The organism is Candidatus Formimonas warabiya (assembly GCF_002777255.1).
GTDB lineage: Bacteria > Bacillota > Dehalobacteriia > Dehalobacteriales > Dehalobacteriaceae > Formimonas > Formimonas warabiya.
In genome coordinates, this window is sequence record NZ_CP017634.1 from 5,139,947 (window position 1) to 5,152,510 (window position 12,564).

Annotated in this window: 12 protein-coding genes; all 12 read left to right on the forward strand. The window is 47.7% G+C overall.

The features are described 5' to 3' along the window. The first annotated feature begins 87 nt into the window (after window positions 1–87). The 12 genes from grdC to DCMF_RS23430 all read left to right on the forward strand — a co-directional run bounded on the left by grdC (window position 88) and on the right by DCMF_RS23430 (window position 12,453). Window positions 88–1,629 carry a glycine/sarcosine/betaine reductase complex component C subunit beta gene (gene grdC / locus DCMF_RS23375; protein ID WP_148136654.1) on the forward strand — a complete coding sequence of 514 codons (1,542 nt, stop codon included), beginning with the start codon at window positions 88–90 and terminating at the stop codon, window positions 1,627–1,629. 79 nt (window positions 1,630–1,708) lie between these two features. Continuing rightward, complete coding sequence (grdD, locus tag DCMF_RS23380) at window positions 1,709–2,875, forward strand: glycine/sarcosine/betaine reductase complex component C subunit alpha (RefSeq protein ID WP_148136655.1); 1,167 nt, start codon at window positions 1,709–1,711, stop codon at window positions 2,873–2,875. Window positions 2,876–2,952: 77 nt separating this feature from the next. Further along, window positions 2,953–3,321, forward strand: a complete 369-nt coding sequence (locus DCMF_RS23385) for a GrdX family protein (protein ID WP_148136656.1) — start codon at window positions 2,953–2,955, stop codon at window positions 3,319–3,321. Window positions 3,322–3,351: 30 nt separating this feature from the next. Continuing rightward, window positions 3,352–4,638, forward strand: a complete 1,287-nt coding sequence (locus DCMF_RS23390) for a glycine/sarcosine/betaine reductase component B subunit (RefSeq protein WP_148136657.1) — start codon at window positions 3,352–3,354, stop codon at window positions 4,636–4,638. 26 nt (window positions 4,639–4,664) lie between these two features. After that, window positions 4,665–5,975, forward strand: coding sequence for a glycine reductase complex selenoprotein B (gene grdB, locus DCMF_RS23395; RefSeq protein ID WP_148136658.1), 1,311 nt, complete (start codon window positions 4,665–4,667; stop codon window positions 5,973–5,975). 174 nt (window positions 5,976–6,149) lie between these two features. Further along, complete coding sequence (locus DCMF_RS23400; protein WP_148136659.1) at window positions 6,150–6,425, forward strand: hypothetical protein; 276 nt, start codon at window positions 6,150–6,152, stop codon at window positions 6,423–6,425. A gap of 38 nt (window positions 6,426–6,463) precedes the next feature. Beyond that, window positions 6,464–6,733, forward strand: coding sequence for a hypothetical protein (locus tag DCMF_RS23405; RefSeq protein ID WP_236860106.1), 270 nt, complete (start codon window positions 6,464–6,466; stop codon window positions 6,731–6,733). Between the two features lie 243 nt (window positions 6,734–6,976). Then, window positions 6,977–8,377, forward strand: a complete 1,401-nt coding sequence (locus tag DCMF_RS23410) for an APC family permease (protein ID WP_236860107.1) — start codon at window positions 6,977–6,979, stop codon at window positions 8,375–8,377. A gap of 224 nt (window positions 8,378–8,601) precedes the next feature. Next, window positions 8,602–8,901 carry a YciI family protein gene (locus DCMF_RS23415; protein WP_236860108.1) on the forward strand — a complete coding sequence of 100 codons (300 nt, stop codon included), beginning with the start codon at window positions 8,602–8,604 and terminating at the stop codon, window positions 8,899–8,901. Window positions 8,902–9,169: 268 nt separating this feature from the next. Next, the gene (locus DCMF_RS23420; RefSeq protein ID WP_148136660.1) at window positions 9,170–9,556 is read left to right on the forward strand and encodes a GntR family transcriptional regulator; all 387 of its coding nucleotides are present in this window, start codon (window positions 9,170–9,172) and stop codon (window positions 9,554–9,556) included. Continuing rightward, the gene (locus DCMF_RS23425; RefSeq protein ID WP_148136661.1) at window positions 9,549–10,448 is read left to right on the forward strand and encodes an ABC transporter ATP-binding protein; all 900 of its coding nucleotides are present in this window, start codon (window positions 9,549–9,551) and stop codon (window positions 10,446–10,448) included. The genes DCMF_RS23420 and DCMF_RS23425 overlap by 8 nt, the downstream gene beginning before the upstream one ends. After that, complete coding sequence (locus DCMF_RS23430) at window positions 10,423–12,453, forward strand: DUF6449 domain-containing protein (RefSeq protein WP_148136662.1); 2,031 nt, start codon at window positions 10,423–10,425, stop codon at window positions 12,451–12,453. The genes DCMF_RS23425 and DCMF_RS23430 overlap by 26 nt, the downstream gene beginning before the upstream one ends. Window positions 12,454–12,564: the final 111 nt, after the last annotated feature.

The following is a 12,564-nucleotide window of genomic DNA, read 5'->3' on the forward strand; positions in this document are numbered from 1 at the left end:
TCAAAGATCTGTTGATAAACATTTCCCACAAAGGGTAATGACGCCTGCTGAACCCATTACCCTTTGTGATCATTTGGAGGTGATTTCATGAGTTTTCCGGTTGTCAAAGGTGCCGCCTATGCTTTAATCCAAGCAAATGACATGCTTGTCCACCATGGCACCACCCAAACATCGGACCGGAGAAAAAACCCGGACTCAGAGCATTTACAAAAATTGCCGGAGCACCTAAGAAGCTTTGAAAAAGCGGTTAGCTATCCGCCCAATCAAGTATATATTGGTAACATGACGCCTGACGACCTGAAAGGGATAGCCCGCCCCTGGTATGAAGCATCTGTACCCGGAGCGACACGGGACGGTAAGTACGGAGAAATCATGCCGGAAGATGAATTCTTAGGCTTGATGAAAATCGTCGATGCCTTTGACCTGGTGATTCTGGAAGAGAATTTCCAGGCGGCAGTAAAAGAAAAAATTTCTGCTCATCCCATCCTGGGCGATATGAAGGATTTGGATAAATTAGCCAAGAACCCGGGAAATGGGGAGGAGATTAAAAAACTGGTCGACAGTCATGTCGCTCAGCCCATGTATTTTGAGGGAACACTTGTCGGCTGTGTCAAAAAAGCCCATGAGTTTGATGAAGCTTTATCAGATCATGTGATGTTTGAAAACCTGGTGGGCAAAGCTTCATCTGTTTATGCTTTAAAACTTTTGCTGGCGAAGACAGATGTGCAGCCGGAAGAAGTGGAATACATTATTGAGTGCTCTGAAGAGGCTTGCGGAGATATGAACCAGAGAGGCGGGGGAAACTTTGCCAAAGCCATTGGGGAAATGTGCGGCTGCGTCAATGCTACCGGGTCCGATACGCGCAGCTTTTGTGCCGGTCCCGCCCATGCTCTTGTTGAGGCCGCAGCTTTGGCCCAGTCCGGAATTTATAAAAATGTGGTGGTGTTGGCCGGGGGCGCTTCTGCCAAACTGGGCATGAACTCCAAAGACCATGTGAAAAAAGGGATGCCGGCTTTGGAAGATATGCTGGGCGCTTTTGCCATTCATATTGCCGAGAATGACGGTATCCATCCGGTGATCCGGACGGATGGCATCGGACGGCATAAAATCGGTTCCGGGGCTTCCCCCCAAGCGGTGATGACGGCGATTGTCGCCGATCCCTTGGATAAATTAGGCTACAAAATCCCCGAGATTGACCGTTATTCACCGGAAATGCAAAATCCTGAAATTACCGAACCTGCCGGGGCCGGGGATGTTCCTCTGGCAAACTATAAAATGATCGGTGCTTTGGCCGTAAAAAGAGGAGAACTGGATAAGGCAGACCTTCTCAAAGTAGTTGACAATTTTGGCATGTCCGGATTTGCCCCCACCCAGGGACATATTCCTTCCGGTGTTCCCTTTATTGGCCATGCGCTGGATATGATTCAGGAAGGAAAAATCAGCCGGGCCATGATTATTGGCAAAGGGAGCTTATTCTTAGGCCGGTTGACAAATCTTTTTGACGGTGTCTCTTTTGTCCTGGAAAAGAATGGTGGCTTGTCCCCAGAGGCCGGTTTTGACAAAGAAGAAGTCCGGTCCATGATTGCAGAGGCCATGCGTGATTTTGCCAAGGCTTTTCGCCAGGAGTAATGATTGGGGCCATTCCTTGGCCAGATAGGAATACCCGATATAGAGGTGTGTCCCCTGACCTTATAAGGGAGGTGAAATAGTGAGCGAAAATATAATTCGTGACACGATTGCAGATATATTTGAAGAGGTAGCTAACGCATTAGAAACCGGTAAACTTGGCAAGAAAACCAGGGTCGGTCTCACCATACTAGGCAGCGAACATGGCCCCCAAGAACTGGTTTCCGGTGCCGAACTGGCCCAAGACCAAAATTCCGATATTGAAGTGGTAGTAATCGGCTCCGGCGTAGAAACCAGTTTGGAAATGGTGGAAGCAGCGGATGAAAAGGAAGCCCATGCCAAGATGGATGAACTGCTTTTGCAGGGGAACCTGGATGCGGCCGTAACCATGCATTACAGTTTCCCCATTGGCGTCTCTACGGTCGGCCGGGTGATCACGCCGGCTAAAGGCAAAGAAATGTTTCTTGCTACTACCACGGGAACATCTGCTACCGAACGGGTTTCCGCCATGCTCAGAAATACCATCTATGGCATTGCTACCGCCAAGGCCTGCGGAAAAAGCAGCCCTACCGTAGGGATCTTAAATATTGACGGCGCCAGACAAGTGGAAAGAGCATTAAAGAAGCTTCAGGATGGGGGATATCCCATTAACTTTACCGAATCCGCCCGGGCAGATGGTGGCGTGGTGATGCGTGGGAATGACCTCTTAATGGGTGTTCCCGATATTATGGTTCATGACAGTCTCACCGGCAATGTGTTTATGAAAGTGTTTTCCGCCTACAGTACCGGGGGCAGTTACGAGTCTTTAGGCTCCGGCTACGGTCCCGGCGTGGGAGAAGACTATGACCGGATTATCTGCATTATTTCCCGGGCTTCGGGAGCTCCGGTAATTGCCGGTGCCATTCGTTTTGCCGCGGAATGCGCCAGGGGAAAGCTGATGGAAAAAGCCAAGGCGGAATTTGCTGCGGCCAAAAAAGCGGGCTGGGATGATTTGCTTAAATCATTAAGCTGCCCTGCCGGACCGGTAAAAAAAGAAGCCGAGCCTGAAATCCCGGCACCTGCCAAAAAGCCTGTCACCGACTCCATTCCCGGAGTAGAGGTGATGCAGCTGGAAGATGCGGTTCAGGTGTTATGGAAGGCCAACATTTACGCCGAAAGCGGCATGGGCTGTACCGGGCCTATTGTCATGGTCGCCCCGGAAGACAAGGAGAAAGCGCTAGAATTGCTTAAGAAAAATGAGTACCTGTAAAACGGAATTTATCGCTTAAAAGATAGGTTTTACCTAAGTAGCATCGTCCCACATAAATTCCGAAAGGAGGGGCTTCATTGAAAAGAATAATCATCACGAATAATCCAGCAGTCGCCGAAAAATACGACAATGTGCTTTTTGTGGAAGGTTCTGTGGAAGAAACTCTCATCAAAGTGCGGGACCTGGTGCATCAGGGATATGAACTGATCAGCCACCCGTTAGCAGCAAGTTTAAGAATGATTTTTTCGCCCTATCGTTCTGTGATCATCGGAAAACGGAATGAAAAGGTTGATTTTCTGAGTGCGGAGGTTATTGAGGATAGTATTATCAAATACAAAAGGCACATGGATCATAGAAAAACCGATACAGCCCACAGTGATGATTATCAAGCCATAGATTTAATCCTCTTGGAATCTGCTTTGAAAGAACCAGCAGCGGAAAGTTAGGCTCTATGAAATTTTTGGGAGGTGGATGTTTTGAAACTGGAGATTGGACGTGTGTTTATTAAGGATATCCAATTAGGTAACGAAACCTCTGTGAAAAACGGTGTGCTCACCGTCGACAAAGAGGGATTAATTGCCAAGCTTAAAGAAGATGAAAGAATTAAAGAGGTATTACTGGATGTAGCCAGACCCGGAGAAAAAATCAGAATTATCCCTGTGAAAGACGTGATTGAGCCCAGGGTAAAAGTATCCGGAGGAAATAACGGTTTTCCCGGTGTGACCTCAAAACCGGCTCAGTGCGGGGAAGGACGGACTCATGTCCTTTACGGCGCCGCCGTTGTTACCGTGGGTGATGTAGTCGGCTTCCAGGAAGGCGTTATTGATATGTGGGGCGAAGGGGCCAAATGGACTCCTTTTTCCAAGACCTATAATTTGACCGTCGATATTCATGTGGTAGACGGTCTTGATCCCCATACCCATGAAGAAACAGTTAGGTTGGCCGGTTTAAATGCAGCCGAGTATCTTGGCCAGGCGGGAAAAGATGTTACCCCTGATGAAGTGCTCACTTATGAAATGGGCAGCATTTTTGAAGAAGCAGCCAAATATCCCAATCTTCCCAAAGTAGTTTATGCGGAAATGATGATTACCCAGGGATTGCTTCATGATACCTATATTTATGGCGTCAATGCCCAGACCATTCTTCCTTCCGTGCTGCATCCCAATGAAGAATTGGATAATGCAGTCGTAAGCGGAAACTGCGTGGCTGCCTGCGATAAGATTACCACTTACCAGCACCAGAATAACAGTGTAATCGAAGATTTGTATGCCCAGCATGGGAAAGAAATCAACTTTATGGCATGTATTATGGTTCCGGAGCACACCACACTGGCCGGAAAATTACGGGCCTCCGACTATACCGCCAAATTGGCAAAGATGCTTGGTGCCGATGCGATCGTTGTTTCTGAAGAAGGATACGGCAACCCGGATTCCGACCTGTTGATGATTTGTAAAAAGTGTGAAAAAGCTGGAATCAAAACCCAATTGATTACCGACGAATGTGCAGGGAGAGACGGTATGTCTCAGCCATTGGCTGACACTGCGGTAGAAGCTGTTGCTGTGGTTTCCGGGGGTAATGTAAGTCACGTTGTGACTTTGCCGCCTGCCGACAAAGTGATTGGAAATGCTGCAGCTATTTCCGTACTGGCAGGGGGCTGGGAAGGAGCCTTATTGGAAGATGGAACCCTCATGTGCGAATTAAACGCTGTGATCGGCGCCACTTCTGAAATCGGTTTCCACAATGTGACCTGCAGGCTTTACTAAACCACTTGCTGAAAGGAGGACATGAGATGTCGGATAAATTTAAAGTATTATATTATGTTAACCAGTTTTTTGGCCAAGTCGGCGGAGAAGACAAAGCGGGCATGGCTCCCGAATTCCGTCCGGAAAAGGTAGGACCCGCTCTGGGATTTGAAGGACTCCTCAACAAAGAGGGTGAAGTCGTAGGGACCATCATCTGCGGCGACAACTTCTTCAATGAAAATAAAGAAGATGCCTTAAACATTATTCTAAACACGGTAAAAGAAGCTGCCCCCGATGTTTTTGTGGCAGGTCCTGCTTTTAACGCCGGCCGTTACGGGGTAGCCTGTGCGGAAATTTCCAAAGCTGTGGCGGAAAGGTTAAATATTCCTGTGGTTACCGGGATGTACGTGGAGAACCCGGGATTAGACATCTGCAAAGAGATTGCTTATGTGGTTAGCACCAGCGATTCTGCCGGCGGCATGCGCAAAGCTTTGCCGGCGATGGCGGCTATTACCAGTAAATTAGCCAAAGGAATTGAGGTAGGATCTCCTGAGGAAGAAGGCTACATTGCCCGGGGCATGAGAAAAACCCTTTTTGCCGAAAAAAGAGGGTCCCAGAGAGCGGTAGAAATGTTATTAGCCCGTTTGAAAGGCCAGCCTTTTCAAACAGAAATGCCCATGCCCGTATTTGACGTAGTACCCCCGGCTCCTGCCATTAAGGACCTGCGCAAAGCTACCATTGCTCTGTGCACTTCAGGCGGTATTGTTCCGGAAGGCAACCCGGATCATATTCAATCTGCCAGTGCTCAGAAGTGGGGCAAATATCAGGTAGGCAGCAGAGATGCTTTGAATGCTCCTGATTTTTACACTACCCACGGCGGTTATGACCCCGTTTATGCCAATGAGATTCCGGACCGGGTAGCTCCCTTGGATATTTTAAAGGAATTTGAAAAAGAGGGTTACATCGGCAAGGTATACGATTGGTTCTGCACCACGACAGGAACCGGAACCGCTGTAAGCAAAGCGCGGGAATTTGGTACCGAAATTGGTGCCCAATTAAAAGAAGCAGGAGTGGACGGCGTAATCCTCACCTCCACCTGAGGTACTTGTACTCGTTGCGGTGCAACGATGGTAAAAGAAATTGAAAGATATGGTATTCCCATTGTGCATATGGCCACCATTACTACTATTTCCGAATCAGTTGGGGCCAATAGAATCGTACCGACTGTGGCAATTCCCCACCCGGTGGGAAATCCAAAACTCAATGCCGAGGATGAGCATGCCCTCCGCAGAACTCTAGTGAAGAAGGCTTTAGATGCCCTGGCCACGGAAGTTACAGAACCGACTCATTTTGAATAATTTTTTGGATCGATTTCCTTTGTTCCATGATCGTGTTCCTATTTCTATTGCTGCTTTTAGAGGACCGGAGATGTCTGGTCCTCTAAAAGCAATTGTTGTATTAAATTGTTTTTACGGGTTCAGCCACAGAATGCATGTTGCTTAGGTCCCTATGCTATGGAAGGAGGCTCTTAAATGGAAGAAAAGATTAAAAAGATGTACCGGGGAGACTGCAACCTCATTATTGCTTTTACCATCTTTCTCTGGATCGTTCTCATCTCTACCATGATCGTGGTAAGCAGTCTTGCTCCCAGCCATACCGTGCGGATTATTGCTTTGGGTGCAGCGATCATTGCCGGCGTAACTGCCACTACCGCCTTGCTTGCCGTGCTGGGACACCTGAAAAAGAATCAAACCCAGCTCTATAGCGAAGATATCATGTGTTCCGGCGCCATGGAAAAACAACAGTAGACTTACCTGAATAACCTGGGAAAGGAAGGATTCTACAGATGGCCAAAAAGAAAAACAGCAGCCTGTTTATGAGCGTCTTTGACGTTTTGTTTATCATGATCTTGTGTTTTGCCACCCTGCTCACCACCATGCTGATGCAGGGAGGCGTGCTCGTAGGAGGCTCAGCCTCAGGAATGCGCTATCATTTCAGTATTGCCTCTTTCCTGATGGTAGTAGCCGGATTGATCATCTATCTGTTTTACATCATTCCCCACAGCGACAAAGAACTGAGAGAGATGATCAAACATCTTTACGGGGAAAAGAAATAAAGACGGGATCCGGAACCGGGTCCCGATAACCTAAACAAAGCACCGAAACTCACGCAGACCATTATCCATAAAGGAGGCAAAACAATGAGTTTTTGGTCCGTCATGAACTGGGTTGCCTGGGGATTGTGCGCAGTACTCTTCATTCTCATTGCCACCGACTTCATCAAAGTCGAAAAAGACCAGGCAGCGCGGAAAAAAAGCTAACTTAAGAAACTGACAAAGAAGAAAGGCAGGTACAAAGCGTTGGAAGAAAAAACCACACTGGGTGAAGCACAAGAAAAAGCCCACGAATCCCATCTGTTAAAAGTACTGGGGCCAATGCATATCTGGGCTTTAGGAGTAGGGATCGTACTGGTGGGTGAATTCATGGGATGGAATTTCACCATCGCCAAAGGAGGATCCCTGGGCTCCATCATCGCCTGCTGGGTTATCGGTATACTCTACATCTCACTGGTCATGATCAACACCGAAATCGGCTCCGTCATCCCCGAAGCGGGAGGCCAATACGCCATGGCCAAATACCTCTTAGGCCCCCTGGCCGCCTTCAACATCGGTCTGATGCTGGTCTTCGAATACGTCATGCTGGAGGCGGCAGACGCCCTGGTCGTAGGACAGATCCTCCAATCCCTGCATCCTGACGTCCAGGCATTGCCCTACATCATACTCAGCCTCCTGCTCCTGACCTATTTAAACTACCGGGGGGTATACGCCACCCTCACCCTAAACTTCTTCATCACCGCCATAGCATTCGTCACCATCTTCGTACTCCTCTTCGGCACCCAATTTTACAGTCCGGAGCACAGCCTGATCCAGATCAAACAGCTCACGGACGGACTGCCCTATGGCTGGATCGGCATCGTCGCCGCCTTCCAGTTCGGGGTCTGGTTCTACCTGGGCATCGAAGGAACGGCCCTGGCGGCGGAAGAATGCCGGTCCACGGGACGGTCCTTGCCCATCGGGGCCATGGTCGGATTAGTCACCCTGCTCATCGGGGCCACCACCACCTGGTTTGTCTGCTCCGGACTGGTAGGGGCGGAAAAACTGGGAGAATCCGTCTTCCCCCTCTATGATGCGGCGCTGGCCACCGGGAAGCCCTATGTCATCATCGCCCTCTTCGTAGGCACCATCCTCTCCTGCTTAGCCAGTGCCAACGGGTGCATCAACGACTCCAGCCGGGCCTGGTTTGCCATGTCCCGGGACACCCTCATCCCCGGAGTCTTTGCCGTCACCCATCCCAAATACAAAACACCATACCGGGCCATCCTCTTCCTCTTGCCCATCTCCATCGCCTTTGGCTTCACCGGGCTTTTGGACCAGGTGATCACCTTCTCCATCCTCTCGGCCCTCCTGGTGTACGTATTAACGGCATACATGATGTTCAAATTCCGGGCCATGTATCCCCTAGGGAGCATCGAACGGGGCTATACGGCGCCCTGGCATCCCATCCCGGCGGTAGTACTGCTGCTATTGACCCTGGCCACCCTGGTCGGCATGTACTTCGGCTACTGGATCAACATGGTCTCCGGTTTCATGTTCTATTTACTGGCCTCCGTATGGTTTACCATGCACAGGTCCAAATTTGTGGATACCGAAACCTTTATCGAGGCTGGCGCCGGCTGCTGGCCCCGCCCTCAGGGATATTAATTTTAGAAATATTGTAAAAGAGTATGGTAAAATAAACGCTGGTTTGGGTAGTAATACCTTAACCGGCGTTTTTCATGCGTGCGTGATTAGGTGTCGAGGGGGCGGGGTTGTTGACAACACCCTTAACAGAGCCATGGAGGTGGTTCAGCTAAACTGCCTGCAAAATAACTGCCGACTAACTGCAGAATCACGGAGGAAAGCTGCCGCTGAAGCTGTCTTATTCAGTGGCATTGCCTTCCATCCAAATAGGAGGGACATGGGGGACAGCTAATATTGATGAAAATATGGTAAAGGAAAATATTGCTTATTTTCAAAAAGCATTTGCGGAAGGTTGGGTACTAGCGTCTGGACTTAAAGATAATGCGAGTGGTGGACTAACCATTATAAAGGCTGACTCCATTGAGCACGTGAACGATTTTCTTGATGCTGATCCACTTAAGGTTTCCGGTATACAGGAATATCGTGTTGTGGAGTTTGAAGTGCAATACTTTAATCCGATGGCAAGTGAATTGTTTAAAAACTAATTATTGAAAAAGCCACAACGCTCGGTACGCTACAAGGAAATAACAAATAGACTAAAAGTCATATTAAGGGTTATGTATAGAAGAGAAAAATGCCGGTATGAAGAGCCAAGATTTTATCTTTGGCTATTTTTTTATGCTTAATCATACCCGAATAAAAGCCCTTTGGGCTTTTTTACATTTTTCTTGACATTCCTTGCCAGGACAGATAATATATAACTGTATTAACTGTATTAATAAATATAATACAGATAGGGGGGTGAAGAAAAGCATGTTTCAGTTGGATATTGGGGACAGGAGACCTCTTTATGAGCAGATCAAAGAAAAAATGAAAATACTCATTATCAATGGGGTCATGAAGGCCAATGAACAGATACCATCCGTCCGGGAGTTGGCTCAGTCCTTGACGATTAACCCGAACACCATTCAAAAAGCCTATAAAGACCTGGAAGTGGAAGGATTTATTTATTCTGTCCGGGCGAAAGGAAGTTTTGTCACGCCGCTGCAGCAGGTCAATAACCAGGTAAGAAGGGATGAACTATTCAAGGACTTTGACCGGGTAACAGCCGAGTTAAGATATATCAACACCCCGAAAGAAGAATTAATTTCCCATATACAACGAATCTATGAGGAGAGGGAGGCCAGGGAATATGATTGAAGTAAGGGAAGTTACCAAGCGGTTTGGCTCATTTAAGGCATTGGATGAACTCAGCCTCCATGTAGAAGAGGCATCTGTATACGGTCTGCTGGGACCGAACGGCGCAGGAAAAACAACGTTGATCAAACACCTGGCCGGTATCTATCGTCAGGACTCCGGGCAGGTTACCATCGATGGGGAGCCGGTGTATGAAAACCCCAGGGTTAAATCCTCCCTGGTCTATATTCCGGATGATCTTTATTTTTTTTCTCAATACAGTATTGATGAAATGGCCAAATTCTACGCGGGAATTTACCCGGCTTGGAATTGGGACCGGTTTCACCTGCTGAAACAGGTATTTCCCCTGGAAAGTAAAGGAAGGATTACCCATTTGTCCAAAGGAATGCAGAAACAAGTGGCATTTTGGCTGGGAATCTGCATGATGCCCCGAGTGATGATCTTAGATGAACCGGTGGATGGACTGGACCCGGTGATGCGCAAAAAGGTCTGGAATTTGGTGTTGCAGGATGTGGCCGAGCACAGGACCACAGTCTTGGTTTCCTCTCATAATTTACGGGAACTGGAAGATGTCTGCGACCATGTAGGGATCCTGCATCAGGGAAAAATCGTCGTGGAAAGAGAATTGGACAGTATGAAATCAGATATTCACAAAATCCAGGTGGCTTACGCCGGAACATTTCCCGAGGGGTTGTTTCAAGAGGGAGAAACCCTTTACCGGACGCAAAATGGCAGCGTTTTTCTCTTGATTGTCAAAGGGAACAGGGAAGAACTTTTATCCCGGATTCGGACCACGAATCCCATTATTTTGGATGTTCTGCCCCTGAGCCTGGAAGAAATATTTATCTATGAGTTAGGGGGGATGGGATATGAAATCAAAAACATCCTTATTTAACAAGAGCCTGATGAAAAGTGACCTGAAACGCTTTTGGTGGATAAGCAGCCTGTATATGCTGGTGCTCTTTTTTATCCTGCCCTTTAATCATCTGGTGGCAGGCCCCCCCGGGGCGGATAAGTACAGGCAGGAGATGTTTAGAAGGTCTTTGGACCTATCGTCCGGACAAAACGAGCTGCAAATCTTATTAATCATTGTGGTGCCGGTATTGATGGCCGCACTGCTTTTTAAATATTTACATACGGCCAGATCTGCGGCGATGATGCATGGCCTTCCCTATGCCAGAAAAACCCTTTATTTCAATCACGGTCTTTCCGGCCTCTTGCTTCTCGTTGCTCCTGTTTTATGCAATGCATTGGTATTAATGGTCCTGCAGTCGGCAACTTTTTTAAAGGAATATTACTCTTTGGGAGATATTTGGACCTGGGCAGGCTACACCCTGCTGTTTAATACGCTGTTTTACGGCATGGGCATCTTTATGGGCATGTTTACGGGAAATGCCATAGCCCAGATCGTTTTTACCTATATCCTTCAGATCCTGCCCGAAGGGTTTCACATGCTTTTATCCTATAACCTTCGGCAGCTGTTGTTTGGGTATGCGGATACCAGTTTCCAGGGAAGCTTTTTCAATAGTCTCCCTCTCTTGGTATTGCTGAACGGCAGACTTACACCGGAGTATTTCGGCCCGGGCCAGATTGCCGGCTATCTTATTCTCGCTGGACTGTTTTTCTTGTGTGCTTATTATGTCTACAAGATTAGAAAATTAGAATCTTCCGGCGATATTGTGGCTTTTCCCTTTTTCCGGCCCGTGTTTAAATATGGGGTAACCTTGTGCAGTATGCTGCTGGGAGGGGCCTATTTTGCCGGAATCTCCAACGGTTCCTTTGCTGTAACCGTTTTTGGATACCTCTTCTGCTCTTTCTTGGGATACTGTATTGCGGAAATTTTATTGCAGAAATCTTTTCGGGTTTGGCCCGCCTATAAAGGTTATCTGGCCTATACGGTACTGCTGGTGGTGCTGCTGGTGGGCATTAAAACTGATTTTATCGGTTATCAGACTAGGGTTCCCGACCTTGACCAAGTTGAAAAGGTGTACTTGGGAAATTATTTTGGCAATTGGACCCAGGTTGAACTGGAAAAGGGAAAAGAAAAGGCTTGGGAATCTGATCAAAAAGAGAGAGAGTACTCAACCGCTTATGACAGAGGAGCTTTTTTTCACGGCAAAGAGAATATAGAAAATGTGATCAAGCTGCACCGGCATTTCGTTGAGCAAAGACCTGATAAAAAGGAAGGTCCTTACCGTTATATTATTTATACCATGAAGGACGGCACCCATTTGATCAGAGAGTATCCCATGGAGAATAATGCAAAGAATGCCCCTTTCCTCCAGCCTATTTATGAATCCATGGAATATAAGGAGGCCAGGTTTCCTGTCTTAACGCAGGATCTGTCTCAGATAAAATTGGTGGAAATCAAAGATGACCGGACGCCCAAAAGACCTTTGATTTTGACGGAAAGCGGCGAGATCAAGGAATTTACGGATCTTTTCCGGCAGGAAATCAGGTCTGCCTCTTTGCCGGTACTGCTGTCGGAAAAAAACATATACACCAACATCCGGATCACCGATCAAAAGGGAAATATTCAGTATTACCAAATGCCTAAAGAGTATAGGACTCTCTTTCAGTGGTTGCAAACTAAGGGATACTATGACCAGGTGATGCTGCTTCTCAATGAGGTAGGATACGCGGAACTGGAAAAACAAAACCGGGGATATGAAGAGAGAGCGGCTGACGGGCAGGCGCTTCCCAAACGGGTGAAAATCGAAGACCCTAAGGTGATCCAGGAGCTCTTGGAGCTGTGCGAAAATTATCGATATGATCAGGAAAAAGAGCAGATAGATGTCATGTTTAGTATCAGAGGAGGTACCCTATCCCAATTCCATGGTACGATCAATGAGGGTACACCGGTTTCAGAGAGCCTGAGCGCTTATCTGAAACGGCTTTAAGCATAAACATGTGTCTAGCCACGGTTGGTATGCCCCCCTATTCATGGGGGACATACCCCGACAGGCAATCATGAGAGAGATGTCCCCTGGTCGAGCACAAGGAGTGGTTTT